The organism is Nocardioides albertanoniae (assembly GCF_006716315.1).
GTDB lineage: Bacteria > Actinomycetota > Actinomycetes > Propionibacteriales > Nocardioidaceae > Nocardioides > Nocardioides albertanoniae.
This window is the reverse complement of the sequence record NZ_VFOV01000001.1, coordinates 1,257,306-1,280,110: the sequence shown is the minus strand read 5'-3', so window position 1 is coordinate 1,280,110 and position 22,805 is coordinate 1,257,306. Positions and strand designations below refer to the sequence as shown.

Annotated in this window: 21 protein-coding genes; 7 read left to right on the top strand and 14 right to left on the bottom strand. The window is 69.9% G+C overall.

Translation table 11 applies throughout. The annotated features are described in order from the left end of the window. Nucleotides 1–378 precede the first annotated feature (378 nt). From FB381_RS23835 to argS, 3 genes are all read left to right on the top strand, one after another. Complete coding sequence (locus FB381_RS23835; RefSeq protein WP_091051197.1) at nucleotides 379–537, top strand: DUF5679 domain-containing protein; 159 nt, start codon at nucleotides 379–381, stop codon at nucleotides 535–537. A 254-nt stretch (nucleotides 538–791) separates the two neighbouring features. Continuing rightward, nucleotides 792–1,556, top strand: a complete 765-nt coding sequence (locus tag FB381_RS06120; RefSeq protein ID WP_141779469.1) for a hypothetical protein — start codon at nucleotides 792–794, stop codon at nucleotides 1,554–1,556. A 158-nt stretch (nucleotides 1,557–1,714) separates the two neighbouring features. Beyond that, nucleotides 1,715–3,409: an arginine--tRNA ligase gene (gene argS, locus FB381_RS06115; RefSeq protein ID WP_246088301.1), complete on the top strand. Its 1,695-nt coding sequence runs from the start codon at nucleotides 1,715–1,717 to the stop codon at nucleotides 3,407–3,409. 12 nt (nucleotides 3,410–3,421) lie between these two features. On the opposite strand, the gene FB381_RS23830 is transcribed toward argS, so the two are convergent. The 3 genes from FB381_RS23830 to FB381_RS06105 form a co-directional block, all read right to left on the bottom strand. Continuing rightward, complete coding sequence (locus FB381_RS23830; protein WP_170225071.1) at nucleotides 3,422–3,586, bottom strand: hypothetical protein; 165 nt, start codon at nucleotides 3,584–3,586, stop codon at nucleotides 3,422–3,424. Between the two features lie 64 nt (nucleotides 3,587–3,650). Continuing rightward, nucleotides 3,651–4,136 (bottom strand): carboxymuconolactone decarboxylase family protein, encoded by a 486-nt coding sequence (locus FB381_RS06110; RefSeq protein WP_141779467.1) that lies wholly within the window; start codon nucleotides 4,134–4,136, stop codon nucleotides 3,651–3,653. Beyond that, nucleotides 4,133–5,266: an NAD(P)H-dependent amine dehydrogenase family protein gene (locus FB381_RS06105; protein WP_141779466.1), complete on the bottom strand. Its 1,134-nt coding sequence runs from the start codon at nucleotides 5,264–5,266 to the stop codon at nucleotides 4,133–4,135. Before FB381_RS06105 ends, FB381_RS06110 begins: the two co-directional genes overlap by 4 nt. 171 nt (nucleotides 5,267–5,437) lie before the next feature. Between FB381_RS06105 and FB381_RS06100 the strand changes: the two genes are divergently transcribed. Further along, nucleotides 5,438–7,048 carry a GMC oxidoreductase gene (locus FB381_RS06100; protein WP_246087984.1) on the top strand — a complete coding sequence of 537 codons (1,611 nt, stop codon included), beginning with the start codon at nucleotides 5,438–5,440 and terminating at the stop codon, nucleotides 7,046–7,048. A gap of 105 nt (nucleotides 7,049–7,153) precedes the next feature. Here the strand turns inward: FB381_RS06100 and FB381_RS06095 are convergent, their stop codons facing one another. The 4 genes from FB381_RS06095 to FB381_RS06080 all read right to left on the bottom strand — a co-directional run bounded on the left by FB381_RS06095 (nucleotide 7,154) and on the right by FB381_RS06080 (nucleotide 10,270). Next, entirely contained in the window at nucleotides 7,154–7,318 is a 165-nt protein-coding gene (locus tag FB381_RS06095; RefSeq protein WP_246087983.1) for a hypothetical protein, read from the bottom strand. Nucleotides 7,319–7,469: 151 nt separating this feature from the next. After that, nucleotides 7,470–7,769 carry a WhiB family transcriptional regulator gene (locus FB381_RS06090; protein ID WP_141779463.1) on the bottom strand — a complete coding sequence of 100 codons (300 nt, stop codon included), beginning with the start codon at nucleotides 7,767–7,769 and terminating at the stop codon, nucleotides 7,470–7,472. A 106-nt stretch (nucleotides 7,770–7,875) separates the two neighbouring features. Next, nucleotides 7,876–8,079 carry a hypothetical protein gene (locus FB381_RS06085; RefSeq protein ID WP_141779462.1) on the bottom strand — a complete coding sequence of 68 codons (204 nt, stop codon included), beginning with the start codon at nucleotides 8,077–8,079 and terminating at the stop codon, nucleotides 7,876–7,878. A 139-nt stretch (nucleotides 8,080–8,218) separates the two neighbouring features. Then, nucleotides 8,219–10,270 carry an ATP-dependent DNA helicase UvrD2 gene (locus FB381_RS06080; RefSeq protein ID WP_246087982.1) on the bottom strand — a complete coding sequence of 684 codons (2,052 nt, stop codon included), beginning with the start codon at nucleotides 10,268–10,270 and terminating at the stop codon, nucleotides 8,219–8,221. A 159-nt stretch (nucleotides 10,271–10,429) separates the two neighbouring features. Here FB381_RS06080 and FB381_RS06075 point away from each other — a divergent pair, with 159 nt between their 5' ends. Continuing rightward, nucleotides 10,430–10,678 carry a mycoredoxin gene (locus FB381_RS06075; protein ID WP_141779460.1) on the top strand — a complete coding sequence of 83 codons (249 nt, stop codon included), beginning with the start codon at nucleotides 10,430–10,432 and terminating at the stop codon, nucleotides 10,676–10,678. Nucleotide 10,679: 1 nt separating this feature from the next. On the opposite strand, the gene nudC is transcribed toward FB381_RS06075, so the two are convergent. Beyond that, the gene (gene nudC / locus FB381_RS06070; protein ID WP_211352333.1) at nucleotides 10,680–11,591 is read right to left on the bottom strand and encodes an NAD(+) diphosphatase; all 912 of its coding nucleotides are present in this window, start codon (nucleotides 11,589–11,591) and stop codon (nucleotides 10,680–10,682) included. A 37-nt stretch (nucleotides 11,592–11,628) separates the two neighbouring features. Between nudC and FB381_RS06065 the strand changes: the two genes are divergently transcribed. Both FB381_RS06065 and FB381_RS24440 read left to right on the top strand, forming a co-directional pair. After that, nucleotides 11,629–13,458, top strand: coding sequence for an NACHT domain-containing protein (locus FB381_RS06065; RefSeq protein ID WP_141779458.1), 1,830 nt, complete (start codon nucleotides 11,629–11,631; stop codon nucleotides 13,456–13,458). 236 nt (nucleotides 13,459–13,694) lie between these two features. Further along, on the top strand, nucleotides 13,695–13,826 hold the full coding sequence (locus tag FB381_RS24440) for a hypothetical protein (protein ID WP_281285036.1): 132 nt from the start codon (nucleotides 13,695–13,697) through the stop codon (nucleotides 13,824–13,826). Nucleotides 13,827–13,949: 123 nt separating this feature from the next. Here the strand turns inward: FB381_RS24440 and FB381_RS06060 are convergent, their stop codons facing one another. The 6 genes from FB381_RS06060 to FB381_RS06035 all read right to left on the bottom strand — a co-directional run bounded on the left by FB381_RS06060 (nucleotide 13,950) and on the right by FB381_RS06035 (nucleotide 22,750). Beyond that, the gene (locus tag FB381_RS06060; RefSeq protein WP_246087981.1) at nucleotides 13,950–17,228 is read right to left on the bottom strand and encodes an ATP-dependent helicase; all 3,279 of its coding nucleotides are present in this window, start codon (nucleotides 17,226–17,228) and stop codon (nucleotides 13,950–13,952) included. After that, on the bottom strand, nucleotides 17,225–20,584 hold the full coding sequence (locus FB381_RS06055; RefSeq protein WP_141779457.1) for an ATP-dependent helicase: 3,360 nt from the start codon (nucleotides 20,582–20,584) through the stop codon (nucleotides 17,225–17,227). The genes FB381_RS06060 and FB381_RS06055 overlap by 4 nt, the downstream gene beginning before the upstream one ends. Before the next feature lie 125 nt (nucleotides 20,585–20,709). Further along, nucleotides 20,710–21,003, bottom strand: a complete 294-nt coding sequence (locus FB381_RS06050) for a DUF1905 domain-containing protein (RefSeq protein WP_246087980.1) — start codon at nucleotides 21,001–21,003, stop codon at nucleotides 20,710–20,712. Further along, the gene (locus FB381_RS06045; protein ID WP_141779455.1) at nucleotides 20,993–21,691 is read right to left on the bottom strand and encodes a hypothetical protein; all 699 of its coding nucleotides are present in this window, start codon (nucleotides 21,689–21,691) and stop codon (nucleotides 20,993–20,995) included. The genes FB381_RS06050 and FB381_RS06045 overlap by 11 nt, the downstream gene beginning before the upstream one ends. 73 nt (nucleotides 21,692–21,764) lie before the next feature. Continuing rightward, the gene (locus tag FB381_RS06040) at nucleotides 21,765–22,457 is read right to left on the bottom strand and encodes a lysophospholipid acyltransferase family protein (RefSeq protein ID WP_246087979.1); all 693 of its coding nucleotides are present in this window, start codon (nucleotides 22,455–22,457) and stop codon (nucleotides 21,765–21,767) included. Further along, on the bottom strand, nucleotides 22,430–22,750 hold the full coding sequence (locus tag FB381_RS06035; RefSeq protein WP_141779454.1) for an MGMT family protein: 321 nt from the start codon (nucleotides 22,748–22,750) through the stop codon (nucleotides 22,430–22,432). Before FB381_RS06035 ends, FB381_RS06040 begins: the two co-directional genes overlap by 28 nt. Nucleotides 22,751–22,805 lie beyond the last annotated feature (55 nt).

Genomic DNA, 22,805 nt, shown 5'->3' with positions numbered 1-22,805 from the left:
TTGTCCACACCTTGTCCACAAGCAACGCGGAGTGGGACGTTGACTGACCCTCTCAACGTCTTTAGGTTCGTTGTCAGTGGGACCCCCGGCGCCGCCGGACGGCCTTCGCAAGGGGAAGGCGAAGGACGATCCAGGCACCGGGGGTCCCTCCAGTTTTCGCAACGCCTCGGCGGCCTTCGCGCACCGCTTCGATGCTTCATCGAAAGCCCCGTTTCCCCCGGCATGACGCCAACACGCCGACACACGCCGGATAGCCCGTGTTGCCGCCGGGAGCGCCGCGTGTCGTAGGGTCGAGACGGCTCGCTTGGGCGAGCTTCCGACGGGCTTCCCTGACAACCCCGTCGCGACGACCAGTTAAATAAAGGCAAGGAGGCCGTCATGGCGGAGACCTGGAGCGGCGAGTTCTACTGCGTGAAGTGCAAGGAGAAGCGCGAGGCAACCGGTGAGATCCGGGTGAACGACAAGGGCACCAAGATGGCCAAGGCCGTCTGCCCCGTCTGCAGCACCAATCTCAACCGCATCCTCGGCAAGGCCTGAGCGCTAGCTCATCCTGAGCCAACGCGGCGGCGCCCCGGCATGGACCGGCGGCGCCGCTTCGCGTTTTCCTCCCGTCCTGAACCCCTCACCCCCGCCGGCCGAAGCGTCACCCCTGCAGGTCGAGAAGTCACTTCTGCAGGCCGAAGCGTCACCCCGGTGCCGTCTCGACCTGCAGAAGTGACTTCTCGGCGAGTTATCCACAGGGGCTGTGGATTGTCGGTGCGGGAAGATTCGTAGGGTGTGAGACTCCCGCCATGGATACGCGCTACCGGATTCGGCCGGGTTATGTGGCCGTACGACGTGATGAGAACCGACTTCAGATCGGCATCGACCCGCCGCGGCGGGCGATCGTGCAGGACGGCGTGGAGGTACGCCGCCTGTTGACCGACCTCGCCGCCGGACGGGCCGTCGAGCCCGACCATCTGCCCGGCCGGCACGCGATGCAGCAGCTCGCCGCCGCCGGCCTCCTGGTGGCAGCCGACCACTCCGAGCCGCCGCCGCGGATGACCTTCGACGGACCGCCGGCGCTGGTCGCGACAGCGCAGGCGTTGGCAGGCCCCGTCTCCCCCGCTCCCGAGATCGTCGTGCTCCTCTCCGAGGGGCCGCTCGACCGCGAGCGCGCCGACGAGATGATGCGCGAGGGGCAGGCACACCTCGTGGTCGAGGGCGGCCCCGACGCCTGGTCGGTCGGCCCCCTGATCGTGCCCGGGGTGACCGCGTGCCTGCGGTGCGTCGACGCGACCCTCGCCGAGGACGACGAGCGCCGCGCCGTGATCGTGCGCCAGCTCACCGGCGTCGAGGTGCCGCCGGACCCGTTGCTCCAGGCCCTCTCCCTCTCCTGGGCCGTACGCGACGCGCGCACCTATCTCGCCGGCCGCACTCCCGCCACCTGGTCGACCACGGTCACCCTCACCCGCGACGAGGAGCCGGACACCAGGATGTGGCTGCGCCATCCCTACTGCGGCTGCACCTGGGACCTCGTCGCGTCGGGGAGCGCCGGCACCGGCCGACCGGCTTGACCTCCGCCTGAGGCGTACTGCACTCTTGCGAACATGGTCACGAAGAGCGCGCTGCGACGACGAGGCACGGGTCTCTGACCCCGCCTTCGCGCCGGCTACCCTCTTCACCCTCCTAGGACCACTCCGTGCACGAGCACACTCTCGCCCTGTCCGCCCACCTGCGGAGCGCCGTCGTCGCCTGTTTCGGTGACGCCTACGCCCAGATCGACACCGAGCTGCGGCCGGCCACCCGGCCCGAGTTCGGCCACCTCCAGTCCAACCTCCCGCTGCGGTTGGCCGGGCCGCTCGGCCTGGCGCCCCGCGAGATCGGCGCCCGGCTCCTCGAGGCGCTCGACATCGGCGGCCTGGGCAGCGTCGAGCTGGCCGGTGCCGGATTCCTCAACGTCACCTGGTCTCCCGAGCACCTCGCCGATGCTGTCCGAGAGCTGTTGGCCGACCGGCACCTGAGCGTGCCCGCGCCCGAGACACCGCAGCGCGTGGTCGTCGACTACTCCTCCCCCAACGTCGCCAAGCAGATGCACGTCGGCCATCTGCGCTCCACGGTGATCGGCGACGCGCTGGCCCGCGTGCTCACCTACGCCGGCCACGAGGTCGTGCGGCAGAACCACCTCGGCGACTGGGGCACGCAGTTCGGGATGCTGGTCGAGGAGCTGCTCGGCGAGGACATCCGCGACCCCGACGCTGTCGGCGCTCTGGACATGTCCGAGCTGCTCGCGCTCTACCAGCGCGCCAAGGCTCGGTTCGACGACGACCCGGGATTCGCCGACGCTGCCCGGCGCCGGGTGGTCGAGCTGCAGTCCGGCGACCCGACCACTCTGGCGCTGTGGCAGGCACTCGTCGACGCCTCGATGACCGAGTTCGACGCCACCTACAGCCGGCTCGGTGTGCTCCTCACCGACGACGACTTCGACGGTGAGAGCCGCTACAACGACAGGCTTCCGGGCATCGTCGCCGACCTTCAGACACTGGGGGCGCTGACCGAGTCCGACGGAGCCCAGGTGGCATACGCCGACGGGTTCACCGGCCGCGACGGGGCGCCGCTGCCGCTGATCGTACGGAAGGCCGACGGCGGCTTCGGCTACGCGGCGACCGACCTCGCCACGATCCGCCACCGTGTCGACGACCTGGCGGTCGACCGTGCCGTCTATGTCGTCGACCATCGGCAGAGCCAGCACTTCGAGATGGTCTTCGCCGTCGCCCGGGCCGTCGGCTGGCTGCCCGGATCGGTCGAGGTGCAGCACATCGGCTTCGGCACCGTGCTCGGCCCCGACGGTCGCCCTTTCAAGACCCGATCGGGCGAGACCGTCACTCTCACCACGCTCCTCGACGACGCCGAGGCGGCCGTCGCCGAGCGCTACGACAACCCCGAGGTCGTACGCGCAGTCGCCAACGCCGCGGTGAAGTACGCCGACCTCTCCAACCATCTCGCCCGCGACTACGTCTTCGACCTGGGCCGGATGTCGGCGACGACCGGCGAGACCGGCCCCTATCTGCAGTATGCCCACGCCCGCGTCTGCAACGTGCTGGCCAAGGGCGGGCAGACCACCGGACAGATCATCGGGAAGACGTACGCCGTCGGCACCCTGCACCACCCGGCCGAGCAGCGGCTCGCGCTGGCACTGACCGGCTTCGCGCCGGTGGTCGCCAAGGTGGCCGACACGTTGGAGCCGCATCACCTCACCGCCTACCTCTACGGGCTGGCGACCGCGCTGACGGCGTTCTACGAGACCTGTCCGGTGCTGAGGTCCGAGGGCGAGGTCAGGCAGACCCGGCTGGCCCTGTGCGAGGCGACCAGGCAGGTGATGTCAGCAGGGCTCGGGCTCCTCGGGATCGAGGCGCCTGAGCGGATGTGACCGCGGAGCGGGTCAGGCCCACCAGTCGGAGTCGAGCTTGGCTTCCATCGAGCGTACGTAGCGCCGCGAGCAGGCCTCGCAGAACGACTTCGCGCGCCCGCGCTCGACCGCCGTGGTCCACGCCAGGAGGCGCTGAGGATCGGCCTCGTAGCATCCGCAGAAATCGCAGGTCTTCATGTGTCAACGATAGGTCGCTACTGCGCGCTCACCACGTCGAAACACCGAAAATCCGCATCCCCGGTCAACTCTTGACCGGCGTGAGCACGCAGGCGCTGTCGAGACCGAGCACGCGGTTGAGACGGCCGAACGCGAGCCAGGACCCGAGGCACATGCTCAGCTCGACGATCTCGGCCTCGGTGTACTCGGCAGCCATGCGGTCCCACACGTCCTGGTCGATGCTGTGGTGGTCGAGCGCGTAGAGCTCGGCGAACTCTGCGGCCAGCCGGGTGCGGTCGTCGAAGGAATCCGTCGTACGCCACTCGGCCACCGCGTCGACGAAGGACTCCTCCACCTTCTGACCGTCACGTTCGGTGCGCCAGTCGAGGCAGAACACACAGCCGTTGATCTGCGCGATCCGCAGCCGGGCGGCCTCGAACTCACGGAGCCCGAGCGTCGAGTGCTCGTAGACCGCGAGCGAGAGCCCCGCGGCGGCGGGTCCGATCCCCGGCACCATCTCTCCCCAGACGTGAGCGATCGGGTCTCGTCCTTCGGGGACGTTGATCATCATGGCATCGTTCCTTCGGTCGTCTCGGTCGTCTCGGTCGTCTTGCTCGTCTCGGCCGCCCGGGCGGCGCCGAGCCTGCCCGTCGCGGGAAGCAGCGGTACGTCCAGCGCGTCGTAGAGCCCCGGCGGGGCGTCGATGAGCCATTCGACCGCACCCACGAGGCGCCCGACCGCGGTGGCGTTGCCTCCCGCGGCACGGTTGCCGGCCCGATCGGTCGCCTCGACGGTCACCTCGATCCGCGGGTCGCCCTCGATGATCACCCGGTGCGCACCGTCACCGTCGGGCGGCGTCGGCCAGTGCGCGGCGCAGGAGGGATGGATGCGGGTGACGTGCTCGATGACGATGAGCGGCTCCCCGGCGACGATCCCCTGGACCTCGAAGCGCACCGCACCCTGCGTACCCGCATCGAAGTCGCCCATCGACGCGGTGGTCACGGTCTCCTCCAGCGGCAGCCGCTCGACGCTCTCGCGGATCTCGTCGAGCTCGACCTCGAGCGCACGAGCCAGCAGCCGCACCTGGCCGCCCCACACCATGGTCGGCACGGTCTCGGCGAGCATCGGGGCGTCGTAGTCCATCGGCTGGCCCATCCCGACGAGGTAGCGGACCGAGTCGGGCTGGTCGTAGGTCGAGTAGTCGAAGATCTCCTGGCACCGGACGACGTCCACGCTGCTGCCCAGGCCGCTGACCAGCAGTGGCAGCACGTCGTTCGCCCAGCCGGGATCGACGCCGGAGACGAAGAGGGACCCGCCGCCCTCGGTGATCGCGGCCAGCACCGGCCCGCGCATCTCCGGCGGAGCGTTGCGCTGGTCGTAGAGCGCGTAGAGGGCCGGCGTGACCACCACAGCCCCGGCGCCGAGCGCTCTCACGATGTCGGCGACCGCCTCGTCGGGCCGGATGTCGCCCGAAGCGGCGTACACGATGGCCTCCGGTCGCGTCGCGATCACCGAGTCGATGTCGTCGGTGGCGGCGACACCGAGATCGCGGCCGAGGTCGCCGAGGTCGCCCGCATCGCGCCCGACCTTCTCAGGGTCGTGGACGAGCACGCTCGTCAGCTCGAGCCGTGGATGTGCGTCGACTGCACGGATGGCGAGCCGGCCGATGTTGCCGGTGCCCCAAACGCATAGGCTGACCATGCGACCTCCCTGGTCGGTTTGTGGTGCGGGTTTGCGTAGATGTTGCGAAACCTGTGACACCCCCACCGGCATACTAGAACATGTTCTAGCAATCAGTGGATGAAAAGGGAGGTCATCTTGAGCAACACACCACGAGAGGACAGGTCACGTGGCCTGTCACGCCGAGGATTCATGCTCGGCGCGGGATCACTGGCTGGAGCCGGGATGCTGGGAGGAGCATTCGGGACCAGCCCGACCTGGGCGTCGTCGGCGGCCATGGCCGCCTCGGCGTCGTCGATCGGCGACGGCGCGAAGGTGCCCGTGCTGGTCATCGGCACGGGATACGGCGGCTCGGTCGCGGCTCTGCGGCTGGCCCAGGCCGGCGTCGACGTCCACATGGTCGAGATGGGACAGGACTGGGCCACCGTCGCCCCCGGGCCCGACGGCAAGATCCATCCGAAGGTCACCAGTCCCGACTACCGCTCCTTCTGGATGCGCACCCGGACCAAGCAGCCGGTCAGCAACTTCCTGGGGTTCCCGATCGACAAGGACGTCCCGAAGCACGCCGGCATCCTCGACGCCGAGGACTTCGCCGGGATCAGCGTCTATCAGGGGCGTGGCGTCGGCGGCGGCTCGCTCGTCAACGGCGGCATGGCGGTCACACCGAAACGCGAGAACTTCGGCGACGTGCTGCCATCGGTGAACGCCGAGGAGATGTACGCCACCTACTACCCACGCGCCAACGCCGGTCTCGGCGTCGGCCAGATCGATCCGGACTGGTTCGAGCGCACGGCCTACTACCAGTACTCGCGGGTCGGCCGGAAGCACGCCGAACGCTCGGGCTTCGACTGGACCTTCGTGCCGGACGTCTACGACTGGGACTACATGGAGGCCGAGGACGCCGGCAGCGTCCCCAAGTCGGCACTGGGCCAGGAGATCCTCTACGGCAACAACCACGGCAAGAAGACGCTGCCGAAGACCTACCTGGCCGAGGCGTCCGCCACCGGAAAGGTCGCGATCTCGGCCCTGCACCGCGCCGCGTCGGTGACCCCGGCCGCCGACGGCGGCTACCAGGTCGTGCTGGAGCAGATCAACACCGACGGCGACATCGTGGCCACCAAGACAGTCACCGCGGGCAAGGTGTTCTTCGCGGCCGGCAGCGTCGGCACCAGCAAGCTGCTGGTGAAGATGAAGGCCACCGGTGCGCTGCCCGGGCTCAACAGCGAGGTCGGGCAGGGCTGGGGCGAGAACGGCAACGTCATGGTCGGTCGCGCCAACCACATGTGGGACCCGACCGGCCCGGAACAGTCGACGATCCCGTGCTCGGGCATCGACAACTGGGACGCCGGCGGCGCCTTCGCCGAGGTCGCGCCGCTGCCGACCGGCATCGAGACGTACGCATCGCTGTATCTCTCGATCACCAAGAATCCGCACCGTGGGACCTTCACCTACAACTCGGCGAGCGATGCGGTCGACCTGTCGTGGCAGACCGCCTGGAAGCAGGACTCGATCACGATGGCCAAGACCATCTTCGACAAGATCAACAGCACGGAAGGGACGATCTACCGGACCGACCTGTTCGGCGGCTACAAGATCTGGAACGACCAGCTGACCTATCACCCGCTGGGCGGGGCCGTCCTCGACAGGGCGACCGACAACTACGGCCGGCTGCACGGCTATGACGGCCTCTACGTCATCGACGGTGGCCTCATTCCGGGCAACACGAGCGTCAATCCGTTCGTGACCATCACCGCGCTCGCGGAGCGCAACATCGAGGAGATCATCGCGACCGATCTCGCCTGAGACCGGAAACGTAGGACCGGCCAGCCCGAGGTTCTCTCGGACTGGCCGGTCATCTTCCACACCCGCGATCAGAGGGGTGAGGTCTGGAGTCCCATCACGCGGGACTTAGAGCGCGCGGGCCAGAGCCAGCTTCGCCTGGACGGCGGCCCGCTCGGCCTTGCGGCCAAGACGCGCAGCCTTGACGAGGGCGTGCCCTCGCCGCAGTTCATGCGCCTCTCCCAGGCGCGCGGACATTTGCGCGCGCGCCAGGTCTTCGTAAAGCAAGTTCATCTGAGTGCTCCGTACTCGATCAGTGTTCATGGTGTGGTCTTTCTAGGCGGTCAGCGGGCCGGGCCCGTGGTCATCAGAATCGTGGTCATGGTGGTTGCCCTTCGTCGTTGAAACGGCTCTGTGATGCTGGATGTGTTGCTGGAACGCCTGCTCAGGCGGCGTCCTTACGGGGCCGGCCGCGGGGCCTCTTGCGGGGGATCACCTTCCCCTGCAGGAAAAGCTGCCCGCCCCAAACGCCCCAGGGCTCACGCCGGTCGACTGCACCGTTGAGGCACAGGCTCTGCACGGGGCAGGTCTGGCACAACGCTTTTGCGAACTCGACGTCAGCAGGTGACTCGGCGAACCACAGCTCGGGGTTGTTGGCCCGGCAGGGAAGCAGGTCCTCGTCAAACCGGTTGGCCCGGTCATGGAGAACGCCGAGGGTGACCTCGGGTTCGAGAATGCTGGTCATATGTACACCTCCTCTTCTGACTGATCGCGGGTTTTTGAGAAACAGAAAGGCCGCGGATCCCGGGTTTCGGGTTCCGCGGCCTGGAGGCTGCTGTGACTACGTGGTTCTACGTAGTCGGACAGCTCCAGGCTCGAATCCCGTGGGACTTGACCTTGATGGCATCTGCCTGCGGGGACACGAGTCCCTTCGCAGCGCGCATGCCGTAACCGGCGCCCGTAAAGGCCCCAGCAGCCGGGGTGGACAGCTCGAGGCGGCCGCACGCGGACACAGCGATGCCATTGATCGGCGTCGTCATCGTGTTGATCTTCATCTGGGGCCACCTCCTTCGGGGCTGTCGGGCGCGCTCAACAGGCACGCGGCTTTACTTGATGAAAGAACAGTAACCGGCCGGGCATGTCCGCGGCAAACGATTAAACTGGTTGATTTCAAGGAATTTTGGTGAACGCTTTTCAGGCGTCGGCAGCGATGACGTTGAGAACTTCCGCGCCATAGGTCTCCACCTTGCTGCGACCGATGCCGGCGATGCGCTGCAGATCCTGGAGCGTGCCGGGCTTCTGCTCGGCGATCTGCTCCAAGGTGGCGTCGGTGAAGACGACGAAAACAGGCTTACGGACCGCCTCAGCGGCCTCCTTGCGCCACTGTTTCAGTCTGCCGTAGAGCTCCTCGTCGTACGGAGCGTCACACCCCTCGTGACGGCCCATCCGCTTCTCGGCAGCCGAGCCGAGCGGGCCGCCGCACGCCTTGCACATCCGCGCCCTGCCCGATCCGGGGCGACGCTTCGGCGGCGCGGACCGCGCCGGCAGGAGCGGGTCGAGGAAACGGGAGGGCCGTCGCCGCGCGGACTGGCCGGGCTGACGCGCCAGCGCCCACGACAGGTTGAGATCCACTCGCGCCCGGGTGAGCCCGACGTAGAGCAGCCGCCGCTCCTCCTCGATCTCGGCAGGGGTCGGCTCTTCGCCACGCGAGATGAAAGGCATCGTGCCGTCCTGCAGCCCCACCAGGAACACCGAGTCCCACTCCAGGCCCTTGGCGGCGTGGAAGGTCGCCAGGGTCACGCCCGAGGGCACCGGGGCGTGCTGCTCGGCCGCTCGCCGGTCGAGCTCGGCGACCAGCCCGGCCAGGTCGCCGCCCGCCGCCGCGAAGGCACGCGCCTGGTCGATCAGCGCCTGCCACGACTCCCAACGGTCACGGGTCTGGCCGCGGCCCTCGGGTGGCTCCGAGGTCCAGCCCATGCCGGCCAGGATGCCGTGGACGGACTCCAGCAGCTCGTCGGCGACCGTGGCTCCGTGGCCGCCCCTGGCAGCGCCCCGGATCCGGGTCACCGCCTCACGGACCTCGGGCCGGTCGAAGAATCTGGCGGCGCCACGGAGGACGTAGGGGATCCGGCGCGCGGTGAGAGCCTCTTCGTAGGCCTCCGACTGGGCGTTGATCCGGAACAGGATCGCCATCTCGGAGTAGTCCTTGCCCGACTGGTGGAGGCGGAGGATCTCGGCGGCGGTGCCTTCGGCCTCGGCGACCTCGTCGGGATGCTCGGCGTGCTCGACGGCAGGCCCGGCGTCGCGCTGGGCCTGCAGCTGGACGCCGGCGCTCGGCGTACCGTCCAGGATCTTGTTGGCCGACCTGACCACCTGCGGCGTGGACCGGTAGTTGCGGACCAGCTCGACCGAGGTGGCACCGGGATGCTTCTTCGCGAAGTCACGCAGATAGCTCGCGTCGGCACCGGCGAAGGTGTAGATCGTCTGGGCGGGGTCGCCCACCACACAGATCTCGTCGCGCCCGCCCAGCCACAGGTCGAGCAGCGCCGACTGCAACGGCGAGACGTCTTGGAACTCGTCGACGGTGAACCACTTGTACTGCCGTCGCACCTGAGCCGCGACCCGCTCGTCGTGCTCGAGGAGACCAGCGGTCAGCAGCAGCACGTCCTCCATGTCCATACGGCCCTGGGTGCGCTTGACGTCCTCGTAGGCCCCGTAGACGTGGGCGACCATCGCGGAGGTGAGGCCACCCACCTCGCGGCCGCGCGCCTGCGCCGTCTTCGGGTAGTCGTCGGGATGGACGTTGGAGACCTTCGACCACTCGATCTCCGAGGCGAGGTCGCGCGCCTGGGCCTGGTCGACGTTGATCCGCTGGCGCTGGGCGGCAGCGCGGATGAGCGGGATCTTCGACTCGGTCAGGGTGGGCAGCTCGGTGCCGTAGACCTTCGGCCAGAAGAAGCGCAGCTGGCGTAGCGCGGCGGAGTGGAAGGTGCGCGCCTGGACCGCCCCGGCGCCCATCGCACGCAGCCGCTGCCGCATCTCCCCTGCGGCCCTGGTGGTGAAGGTGACCGCGAGCACCTCCTGCGGCGCATAGACGCCGGTCGCCACGCCGTAGGCGATCCGGTGGGTGATCGCCCGGGTCTTGCCTGTGCCCGCACCCGCCAGCACCCGCACCGGACCGCGTAATGCCTCCGCAACCCGCCGCTGCTCAGGGTCGAGGGCGTCGAGGAGCGACTCTGGGGTCATGGGACGAACGGGGTTCAACGGGGAATGACTCCTGGGCATGGAACGTTAGGGCGTGCGGCCAACACACTAGAGGCCCGCACCGACAGTTTGATCAGCACCGTTTGATCAACACAGTTCGATCAGCACCGTTTGACCAGCACCGTTCGACGAGGAGAGTCCATGAGCAGCTTCACGATGTACACCACCCCCTGGTGCGGCTACTGCCAGCGGCTCAAGGGACAGCTCGGCCGCGAGGGCATCACCTTCGACGAGGTCGACATCGAGCAGGTCCCCGAGGCTGCCGAGATCGTCGAGAAGGCCAACGGCGGCAACCAGACCGTGCCGACCCTCGTCTACTCCGACGGCGCCGCGCAGACCAACCCGTCGCTCGCCCAGGTCAAGGCGAAGATCGCCGAGCTGGGGGCGTAGGTCACCAGGAGCCGGGCAGCTCGCCGCCGTACCACTCCTCGACCAGCGAACGGCTGATCGAGACACCGCTGGGCAGCTTGACCTCGCCCGACTCGGCCACGGCGGCGAGATCGGCTCGGGTGAACCAGCGCGCCTCGCGGATCTCGTCGGCGTCGACGGTGATCTCGGTCGACTCGGCTCGGGCGAAGTAGCCGAGCATCAGGCTGGCCGGCAGCGGCCACGGCTGGTTGCCGAAGAAGTCGACCTGCCCGATGCGTACGCCGACCTCCTCGGCGACCTCGCGGCGCACCGTGTCCTCGAGCGCCTCCCCGGGCTCGACGAAGCCGGCGAGGGTGGAGAAGTAGGGCATCGGCCAGCGGGTGTGGTTGCCGAGCAGGCAACGCTCCTCGTCGGAGCCGGGTTCGCCGGTCGTCACCAGCATGATCACCGCCGGGTCGGTGCGCGGGAAGGTCACGTGTCCTTCCGCGCAGACCAGCTCGTGACCGGCCGAGCGCGGCTCGAGGCCGCCGCCGCAGCGCGAGCAGAACCGGGTCGCGCGGTGCCACTCGGCCAGCCCGACCGCGTGCATCAGGAGGCTCGCCTCGGTGGTGTCGGCGAGCATCGCGGGGAAGAGCCCGCGCAGGTCGAGCCACCCCTCCCCCGACTCCTCCCTGCTGGCGAGCACCGCGAACCGGGCACCGTCGGGGCTGTCGCCGAGGAGCAGCCGGATCCCTGCCGGGGCGGCCGCCGGCGTACGCCATCTCACTCCGGTCTCGCCCGCGGGCTCGACCCTGTTGCCGGCGACCACGAGGACCTTCGTGGCCGGATCCGCCCAAGCCCTCTGGACCCAGTCGTCGTCGGTGCGCAGATGGCCGGTGCGGTCGTGCGGATCCTGGGTGAGTCGCTGATGGATGGGCAGATTCGGAGCGTCCACCCGGCAAAGCCTAGGAGGTTCGGTATATGTTCCGCGCGTGGTCCGGTTCTGGCGCATCGCCGCTGTCGTCTCCGTCGTGGTCGCTCTCGCGGTCAACGTCTACATCGCGTGGGGCTCGAGCCTCTCGTTCATGTATGACGAGATCGGCACCGTCATCCATGGCCGGACGGCCCTCGGGCTCGAGACGCCACAGCTGAACACACCCGGCTACTACCCGGGCTGGGGCGTGCTGCTGGCGCCGTTGTGGCTGGTCACGTCCAACGTGTTCACGTTCTACAAGCTCGCGCTCGTCGTCGGGCTGGCGATCAGCATGCTGACGATCTGGCCACTGGCGCGGATCGCGGTGCGGCTCAGCGGGGTGACGCCCGCGCAGGGTGTGGTCGCCGGCGCGATCGTGATGGCGCTTCCGCCGCGCGCCGTCCAGGCCGACTACATCCTCTCCGAGCGGCTGGTCACGCTGCTCGTCGTCGTGGCGACCCTGGTGGCGTTCCGGCTCTGCGAGAAGCCCACCTTCCGCAACGCGCTCCTGCTCAGTCTGCTCGCCGGTCTCTCGCTCTTCTCCCACGCCCGCATGCAGGTCTTCGTCGCCGCGGTGGCGTTGTGGCTGGTCTGCCTCCTCGTCCACAGTCTCGTCTCGCGCAGGTGGCGGGTCGCGCTCGTCTTCCTCGTCGGGCTCGTCGCCACCGGTGTGCTGGCCGTCCTCGCCAACAAGGCAGCGCTCTGGTTCCACGAACAGCTGGTGCCGTGGAAGTTCCTCCAGGCCGAGGGCTTCTTCGAGAAGGTCGCCGCGGCCAACCCGCGGTTCTGGGTCGACACCTTCGCGGGTGAGGCCTGGACGCAGATGGTCGGCAGCTTCGGTGTCGTGGTCGTCGGGGTCGTCGCCGTGACCGCGACGCTCTGGAAGGAGCTTCGCTCCCGCGCGGTGGGACCGGCCGCGTTCGTGCTGATCGCCGCCGGGTCGATGTATGTGCTCAGCTGCCTGAACTGGGGCAACGAGCGAGCGCTGTTCACCATGGAGTGGCGCCGCTTCGACTACTGGATCTACGGCCGCTACATCGACCCGGTCTTCGCTGTCCTCGTGCTGGCCGGGGTCTGTGCGGCGATCCAGGCCGTACGCTCTCGGGCGATCCTCGGCTGGTCCTGGGTGCTCGTCGCCGGCATCTCCCTGGTCACCATCCTCGTCGTCGCGCCCGACGCACCCACCTGGGCGTACGCGACGCCGGCACACATCCCCGGCGCGATCCCGTGGTGGTGGGCGCTGCCCGACGGCGAGTTCCCGCAGCCCGGGCCGATCCCCTCCTTCACCAACGAGAACCGCTTCTGGCTGATCGCGACCTTGTGCGCGCTCGTGCCGCTGGTGGTGTGGACCCTGCTCGCCACCCTGGGGCGAGTCGCGCCTCGGCTCGGCGCACGGTTGACGGACACGGTTCGCGCGGTGGGCGTCACGGCGCTCGTGCTCGTGCTGGGCACGACCGCGTCGGCGGTCGCCGACACGTCCTCGGACCGGTTCCACGACCACTTCGACCGCGCCACTCCGGTGGTCGGCGAGCTCCGCTCCATCCTCGCCGAGCACCCCGAGGCCGACATCGCCTACGACAACAACTGCCCGCGCCGGCGATCGTCGATGAACGCCGAGCGCAACTGGGTGATGTGGTGGATGCTCCCCACCATCGTCAAGCGACAGTGGGAGTGGGGCGACGACATCGTCTTCTCCTGCCCGACCGGCGAACCGGCGTACGTCACCGGCGCGGTGATGCTCCGCGACCGTCCGTTCCCGCTGGCCACCGTGTGGATCCTTCCCGGCGACCTGCTCGACTCGCTGCGCGAGTCGGGTGACCTGCCGCCGGTGGCGAAGGTGGTCAGGTAGCGCGAGGCGGGCCCCAGTCGGCTGGCATCGGAGGCACCTCCACCGCGGCGCCGCCACACACGAGCTCGGTTGCCGGCGCGCGCTTCACCTGCGGCGAGCTCCCGAAGGGCGGACCAGACCCGCACGGCGTGGATCTCCTCGTCGCCGGACGGCAGCCGCACCCGCACGACGCCGTTGAAGTCGGGGTGCGACACCCACCGGATCCATCGACTGCGAAGCGGCCGACGACCATCGCGATGAATCTGTCGCGGCCACCCGAGGCCTGCTTCACCGCTGACGGCACCTGGCGCAGACGGCGGGCGACCGCGCTCATGGTGATCTGGTCCGATCCGCTCTCGAGCAAGATGTCGATGACCGCGTCGGCGTAGATGGCCGCATGGTGCGGTGACGTCGGCTCACCGACCTACTGACGTGTCGCGCCGGTCGACATCGTCTGGACCCCTCGGCCCCGAAGGTGCCTTCGCGATCTGACTGACCGGTCAGTCAGATCGCTAGGACCCCGCTGCCGGCGGAGCCACGATCTGCTCCAGGCGGGCGCGGTCCGGAAGAGCCTGCGGCTCGACGAGCTTTCCCGAGCGTACGTAGTAGAACGCTGCCCTGACCTGCGACAACGGGATGCCCATCAGCTCAGCCCAGCCGAGACGGTAGAGCGCGAGCTGGAGCGGGTCGGCGTTCTGGGCCTGGTTGGTCTTCCAGTCGACGATCAGGTAGCTGCCGTCGGGTTCCTGATAGACGGCGTCGACGCGACCGCGCACGACCTGACCTGCGAGCACGATCGCGAACGCGGCTTCGACGCGGAACGGCGGCCGGTTGGCGAACGGGCCCTTCTCGAAGGCGGCGATGACCTCCTCGAGACCTGACTCGTCCTCGATGCCGTGGTCGGCGCGGCCGGGCAGGTCGTCGGGGTCGAAGAGGTCCTGCTGGCCGAAACGGGCCTCCACCCAGGCGTGGAACCGAGTGCCGAATCGGGCCTGAGAAGACGGCTTGCGGGGCATCGGACGCACCAGATCGGCGGCGAAACCGAGCGGGTCGTCACGCAACCTCGACATCGAGGTGGCCGACATCGAGGACGGCAGCGGCACGACCACCTCGGGAGCACGCTCGCGCTCGGCCTCGGTGAGCAGCCGCTCGATCTCCTCGTCCCACTGGTTCACCGTCTCGAGCAGGGTGAGGTCGTCGAGATCATCAGGCCCCGGCGATGCCTCCCTGACCAACTTGGCCGCCTCCAGACGTCGCTCCACCTCAGGGGTGTGGTGGTTGATCGGCCAGGGCTGGTCGACCTCCTGGGCGGCGTACGGGTTCTCCTCCTCGCCCTTCACGACGACCTCGGCCCAGCGGTCGGGCCTGGCGCCCCACTGCAGCAGCGCCTCCCGGGTCTTCTCCACGTAGAGCGACGGCCCGCGCCCCTCCTTGATCGACGGCGACCAGCGCCAGCAGGAGACGAACTGGGTGTGCCGGGCGCGGGTCCAGGCGACGTACGCGAGCCGCAGCTCCTCCACGCGCTCGTGCTCCTTGCGCTCGGCGAGGAGCGCATCGATCGAGTCGGCGTCGTGGCCGAGGAGCTGCGGCAGGTCGTCGCGGTCACCACGGAGCGCGGCGGGCATGACCGAGGGCACGGTCAGCCACGACGAGCGCGTCTGGCCGGTGGGGAACTTCTTGTGGGTCACGCCGACCAGGAAGACGGCGTCCCACTCGAGGCCCTTGGCACGGTGGACGGTGAGCAGCTTGACCGAGTCGGCCTCCGACGGAGTGGCGACGTCGAGGCCCTGGCCGTATTCGTCCTCGGCCTCCAGGTAGGCCAGCAGCGCGGCCAGGGTGACCTGTCCGTCGAGCCCCTCGAACTCGGCGACCGCCTGCACGAAGAGGTCGAGGTTGTCGCGTCGGGCCGTTGCCGCCGGCGAGACCGAGGCGGCCAGCTCGACGTCGATGCCGGTGACGTCGATGATCCGACGAACCAGGTCGAGGAGCGGCTCGTTGACAGAGCGCCGCAGCCCGCGCAGCTCGTCGGCCAGCATCGTGAACCGCTCCCTGGCCTGCGGCGAGTAGTCGTAGCCCTCGTCGCCGGGATCCTCCAGGGCGTCGTTGAGCGAGGGGATCTCGGTCGGGTCGGTGCCCTCGACCGCCGCCTCCAGCTGCCGCTCGATGTCGGCGAACTCGGCCGCGCCGCCGACCACACCGGCCAGGTCGCGCGACCTGCGGCCCAAGATCGCCAGGTCACGTGGGCCGATCGTCCAGCGCGGACCGGCGAGCAGGGTGAGCAGCGCGGCGTTGGCGGTGACGTCGTGGAGCAGCTCCATCGTGGCGACCACCTCGGCCACCTCAGGCAGCCTGAGCAGCCCCTTCAGGCCGACGATCTCGACCGGGATCTCGCGAGCGGTGAGCGCGTCGAAGACGGCTGCGGCCTGAGAGTTGTCCCTGGTCAGCACGCCGATCTCCTTCCACTCCCCCACCGCCTCATGGGCCTCGACCACCTGGTCGGCGAGCCAGAGCAGCTCCTCGTCGTACGTCTCGTGGACATGCACCCGCACCTCGCCGTCGCTGGCCCCCTCGGCGGCTACCAGACGCTCCCGCTCACGGCCCTCGTAGAGCTGGGCGGCCAGGTGGTTGGCGGTGGCGAGGATGCGGGCGTCGGAGCGGCGGTTGACCGTCAGGGAGTACGCCGGCCGGCGCCCGTCGGCGGTCGGGAAGTCGCGGCCGAACTCGATGATGTTGCTCACCGACGCGCCGCGCCAGCCGTAGATCGCCTGGTTGGGGTCGCCGACCGCGGTGACGGGGTGACCGTCACCGAAGAGACGAGCGAGCATCTGCGCCTGCGCGACCGAGGTGTCCTGGTATTCGTCGAGGAGCACCACCTTGAACTTGCCGCGCTCGATCTCGCCCACGTCGGGCGTCTCCATCGCGAGCCGCGCCGCCAGGGCGATCTGGTCGGAGAAGTCCATGAGGCCGAGCCGGTCCTTGAGGCGCCGGTAGCCGTCGACGAGATCGAGCAGCTCATAGCGCTTGTCGATCGCGTCGATCGCCTTCTCGACCTTGGTGAGCTTGGTCTTCACCCGCTTGCCGTCGGCCAGCTGCGCGCTCAGATCGGCCACCTCGAGCGCGAACAGCGACCGCTCGTTGCGGTCGTAGGCCCGCAGGGTCGTGATGTCGACGAGATGCTCGGAGAGCTCGGCGTCGAGGGCGAGCAGCTGCTGCACGGCCAGCTTGGGATAGTCGGTCAGCTTCTCGACCGGGTTGGTGTGCCGCGCCACCGCGCGAGCGGCCAGCTGGTAGCGGGTCGCGTCGGCGATCAGCCGGGTGTCGGGCTCGTGACCGATCCGCAGGCCGTGCTCGGAGAGGAGCCCGGAGGCATAGGAGTGGTAGGTCGCCACCGTCGGCTCGACGGGTTCGTCGTCCTCCTCGCCGGGCCGAGGCGGACCCTCCGTGCCGCCCACGCCCACGCTCGCGCGACGCTCCGGCCACAGACCCGCCTTCTGCAGCGACTCCCGGATCCTGGTGTTCAGCTCGGCGGTCGCCTTCGTGGTGAAGGTCAGGCCCAGCACCTCACCGGGGAGCACACGGCCGGTGGCGACCAGCCACACCACCCGCGCCGCCATCACCGCGGTCTTGCCGGACCCGGCGCCCGCGATCACCACCGCCGGCTCCAGCGGTGCGGTGATCGCGCGGAACTGCTCCTCGCTGTAGAGCCAGTCGTGGCCCATCAGCTTGGCGAGCTCCTCGGGCGTGTCGACCTTCATGGCCGAGCTCATCTCATGGTGCGCATCCGAGGTCATGACAGCACCGATCCCGAGGTCTGGGTGGGGCAGAGCGCGACGAACTGGCACCGGTCGCAGTGCTTGCCGGGTCTGGCCACGAAGTCTTCGGCCCGCACCGTCGCCACGGCCTTCTCCAGCTGGGTGATGATCTCCGGCGGCTCGGGCGCCTGCACCTGCACCTTCGGCAGCTCGCTCCCGGAGCCCGCGGCATGGCGCAGCTGGATCAGCTCGGCTCCCCCGGACGTCGCTCCGGACGCCAGCGCGGAGGCCGCGCCGTGCTCGACGGCGAGCTGGTAGAGACCGAGCTGACCGTGCTCCTTGACCTCCTGCGCGGTCGGCGGATATTTCCCCGTCTTCAGGTCGACGACCACGATCCTCCCGCTCTCGTCGAGCTCCAACCGGTCGGCATAGCCGTTGAGCCGCACGGTCTCCCCGCTGGGCAGCTCGACCTTCGCGGTCAGCTGCTCCTCGAACCCGATGACGGTGCGCGCTCCGGGGCGCCGATGCCAGGTCAAGAACCTTGCCAGCACGTCGTAGACGGCCTCGCGCTCGCGGGCGGCCGACCACGGCGTACGGAACTCGAGTCGGCCCCAGACCTCGTCGACGAACGGCATCAGGTCATCGACCCCTGCGGCGTCGAGGTCGCCGCGGGCGAGCTGCTCGGCGATCGCGTGCACCACCTTGCCGAACCCCTGGCTCGAGGAGTCGACGACGGCGCCCCCGGCCTCGCGGGCGAGGAACCACTGCGCGGGGCAGGTCAGGATCGCCTCCAGCGCCGACGCGCTCAGCGTGATCGGACGGTCTTCGGCGCGCACCGGGGCCGAGGCGTACGTCGGAGCCCGCAGCCCCCACCAGGTCGACGGGTCGGCGGCGGCCGCGATCCGCTTGCCACGCACCTCGGTGGCGGCCAGCTTCTGCAACCTCCGGGCGGCGGCGTCACGCAGCCCGGCGGGCTGAGCCGGGTCGGCCGCGGTGCGGCGCAGCTCGGCGACCAGCCCGGCCAAGGACAGTGGTCGCGTCGGACGGCCGACGCGGTGGCGGATCTGATCCTCGCGCAGGCCCAGCTCGTTGATGAACCGCGACGGCTGGTCACCGTCGTCATCGGGCGACTTCACCGCGGTCACGACCAGCCGGGAGCGAGCGCGGGTGGCGGCGACGTAGAAGAGCCGGCGCTCCTCGGCAAGCATCGCCGTGCGGGTCAGCGGCGGCAGCAGACCACCATGATGACCGTCGGGCATCGCCGGCGCGATCCGGTCGGGGCCGAGGAGCGAGTCGCGCCGGCGCAGGTCGGGCCAGGCCCCCTCCTGGACGTGGGCGGCCACCACGAGACCCCACTCCAGCCCCTTGGAGCGGTGGGCGGTCAGCAGCCGCACCGCCGAGCCGCGTACGCCCTTGTCGGCCAGGGTGTCGGCCGGGATCTCCTGGGCGCGGAGCGTGGCCAGGAAGGTCTCGACCGAGGTGAACTCCTGACGGCCCTCGATCTTCGCGGCCGTGTCGAAGAGCGCCACGACCGCGTCGAGGTCGCGGTGGGCGAGCCGCGCCGCCGGCCCGCCCGATTCCACCTGCGACCGCAGCCGCTGGCCCCAGTCGGCGCCGTCCCACAGCGTCCACAGCACCTGCTCGGCCCCGGCCCCACCCTTCAGCGCGGCCCGGGCCTCGGCGAGAAGCCCCGCAAGGCGACGTACGCGCCCCAGCACCCGCTCCTCGCCGTCACTGGTCGAGCCGCCCCCGCCGGTCGAGCCGGATTCGTGAGGTACGAACGAATCCGTGTCGAGACCAACACGGTCCCCCGTCGCGCTCGAGTCGACCGTGTTGGTCTCGACACGCTCGGCCGCAGGCGGCCTCGCGGCTCGACCAGCGGGAGGGGCGGCGAGCAGCGACGGATCGAGCACGGAGCGGCGTACGAGATCATGGGCGGCGACGTCCGGGAACCTGGCCCGCAGCGTGCGGGTCAACGCGCGAACATCGGTGGCATCCAAGCCGCCGAGCGGACCGGTCAGCAGCTCCTCACAGCGGTCGGCACGCACGTAGCGCTCGTCGAGATCGGAGTCGACGTCGGCGTCGATGACCACCCCGAGCGCGCCGAGCAGCACGGCCGCGGCCGGCTCCCGCACGAGCGGCGTCTCGTCGGCGGCGACCTCGACCGGCACCCCTGCCGCGGTCAGCGACCGGCGCAGCTGCGGGATCGAGGTGCGTCCCGAGCGCACCAGCACGGCCATGTCGGACCAGTCGGTGCCGTCCTCGAGGTGAGCCCGGCGGAGCAGGTCGGCGATGTGCTCGGTCTCGGCACGGTCGGTGTCGAAGGTGAGCACCTCGGCGCGCCCGGGGTCGGAGGCCAGCGGGTGCGGGTTGCGGAACGTGTCGTAGGCACCCGCCGGGATCGACCCACGCACCGAGATGCCCGCGGCGATCGAGCGCGAGGCCCGCAGCAGCCGCGAGCCGAACCGCCTGGTCGTGCCCAGAGCCACCACCGGGGCGTGCCGACGCTCCCGGGTGGGGAACTGCGAGGGGAAGTCGAGGATCCCGTTGACGTCGGCGCCCCGGAACCCGTAGATCGACTGGTCGGGATCGCCGACGGCGACCAGGTCGCGGCCGTCTCCGGCCAGCGCCTGCAGCAGGGCCACCTGTGAAGGGTCGGTGTCCTGATACTCGTCGACGAAGACACAGGCGAACTCGGCACGCAGCTCGGCCGCATGCCGCTCGGCCTCGATCACCCCGCGCATGATCAGGTCGGGATAGTCGATGGCCGACTGGGCGCCGAGCACGTCGAGATACTGCTCCAGGAACCACCCGGCCGCGACGAACTCGGCGATGCCCTCGTCACGGCCGAGCGCTACCAGCTGGTCGGGGTCCAACCCCCGCTCGCGCGCCCGCGCGATCACCGTCTGCACCTCGCGCGCGAAGCCTCGGGTGCCGACCGCCATCCGGAACCGCTCCGGCCAGCGCACCGACTCCGGGCTGTCGGCCAGCAGCTCCTGCAGCACCACGTCGGCCTCCGGCGCGGAGAGGAGGGTCAGCGGCGCGGAGTAGAGCTCGGCCGGCGCATAGCGCCGCACCAGCCCGTAGGCGAAGGAGTGGAACGTCGAGGACACCGCCCCCGACAGAGTGCGCCCGAGCCGCGCGGTGACCCGGTCACGCAGCTGCTCGGCGGCCTTGCGGGAGAAGGTCAGCGCCAGCAGCTGATCAGGGCGTACGCCGCGGTTCTCGATGCGATCCACGACGGCCTCGACCAACGTGGTGGTCTTGCCGGTGCCGGGCCCGGCCAGCACCAGCAGCGGCCCGCCGGGATGCTCCACGACCGAGCGCTGGTGCTCGTCGAGCACCGGCACGGGGGCAGCGCTCGGCGGCGGGGCAAGGCGGTAGGCGACGCTCACGGGACCACCCAATCAGAGAGCACCGACATCCGAGCCTTGCCCGGCGCTTGCGTCGGGCAGACGCGAGGAGATCGAGCGAGCGCAGCGGCTGAGCCAGCGAAGCCGCGAAGCGGGTCGAGATCCACTCAGTCGTGGCCCAACCGCATCCGCACCTCCAGGACGTCGTCGAGGTCGATCCCTTCCGCCCTGCGTACGACGACCTTCAACGGGAGCAGGTAGGTGCCGTCCTTGGGGAACAGCGCCGTCGTGAACGTCGTCTCGCCGATGGTGGCGGTGACGGCGACCTGGCCCCAGTACTCCAGCCCGCGGGCGTCCTCCTTGAGGTCCTCGGCGTCCTCCACCGGCATGGGCACGTAGAAGTAGGGCGCCGGCCCGCGCCACTCGATGACGGCTCCTTCGAAGATGTAGTCAGCGCTCACCCGGCTCATTGTGCCGTCCCGCGTCGGCCGGGTCGTCGGGGAAGCGCGGGTCGCCGAGCAGATACTGCCACCACGGCCCGGGCTTCTTGTGCGGCGCGGGCTTGGGGCCACCGCCGTCACGGCCCTCGACGGCGTCCCAGACCGCGTCGACGGGGCGGGTCATGCGGCGTACGACCTTTCCGGGAAGCCCGGTGTGCGGGAGGTGCGGATGCGGGCGCGAGGGCGCACGGCGGTCGGCGGCCGCGATCCGCTCGGCGACCAGGAGCAGATCGTCGTCGGGAGCCTCCGCGACCAGCTGCGCGACCAGCTCGTCCTCCATCTCCTGCTGAGCGACCAGGGCCGCCTCGACCTCGTCCCACAAGCGCGGCCAGTCGTGGGTGGTCTCCCAGGTGGAGCCGTACTCGTGCGCCTTGACGTGGAAGAGCAGCACCTCCAGATGACGCGCTACAGGCAGGTAGCGATGGACCAGGTCGGCGCCGTCGGCACAGTGCGCGCTGACCGCGGGCAGGAGCGCCTCGTCGACCGCGTGCAGGTGGCGGCTCGCGCCGGCGTTGAACTGGTCGATCGGCGGACAACCCCGTCGGGTCTGCTCCGGTCTGGCGATGATGCTGCGAGCGTGGACCAGTCGGCCGGCAAGCTCGTCGTGCTTGTGTCGCAGCTCGTCCTGCAACACGGTCGTGGTGGCCATCTGCCTCACCTCGGCTGCTAGGAGAAATCCACCTCCCAGCGTGCGCCCGTTCTCGGCCGGGCGCAAGAGCCGATCAGGCGTCTGCCGGCCGTTCGTTGTAGACGCCGGCCAGCTCTTGACCGCTCAGCGCGGCGATCGACTCCATCACCTCGTCGGTGATCACGCGGCGAGCCTTGCCGAGAGGCACCCCGTCGAAACGGCCGGCCACCTCGATCGGCCGCCCGAACGCGACCGAGACCTTGGCCAGACGAGGCACGTTGGACCCCACCGGCTGCAGCTCAGCCGTGCCCCGAAGCCCCACCGGCACGACCGACACACCGGCCGTCAGCGCCAGGTGCGCCACGCCCGTACGCCCGCGGTAGAGCCGCCCGTCGCGCGAGCGGGTGCCCTCGGGGTAGATCCCGAACGCCTCGCCCTTGCCCAGGACCTCCAGCGCCACCTCCAGCGAGCCCAGCGCTGCCTGCGGGTCGTCGCGGTCGACCGGAAGCATCCCGAGCCCCTCGAACCACGCCTTCTGGGCGGCGCCCTTGAGCCCGGTGCCGGTGAAGTAGTCCGACTTGGCCAGGAAGTGCACGCGCCTGGGCGAGACCGACGGGATCACGATCGAGTCGGCGAAGCTGAGATGGTTGCTGGCCAGGATCACCCCGCCGCTGCGCGGGACGTTCTCGGCCCCCGTCACCGCAGGGCGCCAGATCGCGCGAAGCAGGGGTGGCACGACTGCGTGGAGGGCGCGATACATCACCCCGACATCGTAGGCGGCAGCCACATCGCGCTGCGCAGGTCCACCGCTCCAGACGTACGCCGCGGGGTGCCCTCCTCGAGATAGGCCTGTCGGGCGTCCTCCCCGTGGGAGGCCGGCAACGAGCCGTCGGCGCGCACCACCCTCCACCAGGGCATCCCGGCGCCCTCGCGCGACATCACCGAGCCGACCTGTCGCGGCCCGCCCCCGAACTCGTCGAAGAGGGCGTCGGCGATCGCGCCGTAGGTGGTCACCTGCCCGCGCGGGACCTGCTCGACCAGCCGCAGCACAGCCTCGACGTACGCCTCCCGGTCGGTCATGGCTCGAGGTTAGCGAGTCACGTCCGACCGGGAGGAATCAAACGGTTCGATCAAG

Bases quoted from the DNA above. Each gene is read 5' to 3' on its own strand.
- FB381_RS23835 (WP_091051197.1), top strand. From the start codon at position 379: ATGGCGGAGACCTGGAGCGGCGAGTTCTACTGCGTGAAGTGCAAGGAG.
- FB381_RS24440 (WP_281285036.1), top strand. From the start codon at position 13,695: ATGAATCTGTCGCGGCCACCCGAGGCCTGCTTCACCGCTGACGGCACC.
- FB381_RS06105 (WP_141779466.1), bottom strand. From the start codon at position 5,266: ATGGTCAGCCTATGCGTTTGGGGCACCGGCAACATCGGCCGGCTCGCC.
- FB381_RS06090 (WP_141779463.1), bottom strand. From the start codon at position 7,769: ATGACCAGCATTCTCGAACCCGAGGTCACCCTCGGCGTTCTCCATGAC.
- FB381_RS06045 (WP_141779455.1), bottom strand. From the start codon at position 21,691: ATGGCCACCACGACCGTGTTGCAGGACGAGCTGCGACACAAGCACGAC.
- FB381_RS06100 (WP_246087984.1), top strand. From the start codon at position 5,438: ATGCTCGGCGCGGGATCACTGGCTGGAGCCGGGATGCTGGGAGGAGCA.
- FB381_RS06080 (WP_246087982.1), bottom strand. From the start codon at position 10,270: ATGACCCCAGAGTCGCTCCTCGACGCCCTCGACCCTGAGCAGCGGCGG.
- FB381_RS23830 (WP_170225071.1), bottom strand. From the start codon at position 3,586: ATGAAGACCTGCGATTTCTGCGGATGCTACGAGGCCGATCCTCAGCGC.
- FB381_RS06120 (WP_141779469.1), top strand. From the start codon at position 792: ATGGATACGCGCTACCGGATTCGGCCGGGTTATGTGGCCGTACGACGT.
- FB381_RS06095 (WP_246087983.1), bottom strand. From the start codon at position 7,318: ATGAACTTGCTTTACGAAGACCTGGCGCGCGCGCAAATGTCCGCGCGC.
- FB381_RS06035 (WP_141779454.1), bottom strand. From the start codon at position 22,750: ATGACCGACCGGGAGGCGTACGTCGAGGCTGTGCTGCGGCTGGTCGAG.
- FB381_RS06110 (WP_141779467.1), bottom strand. From the start codon at position 4,136: ATGATGATCAACGTCCCCGAAGGACGAGACCCGATCGCTCACGTCTGG.
- FB381_RS06075 (WP_141779460.1), top strand. From the start codon at position 10,430: ATGAGCAGCTTCACGATGTACACCACCCCCTGGTGCGGCTACTGCCAG.
- FB381_RS06085 (WP_141779462.1), bottom strand. From the start codon at position 8,079: ATGAAGATCAACACGATGACGACGCCGATCAATGGCATCGCTGTGTCC.
- FB381_RS06060 (WP_246087981.1), bottom strand. From the start codon at position 17,228: ATGACCTCGGATGCGCACCATGAGATGAGCTCGGCCATGAAGGTCGAC.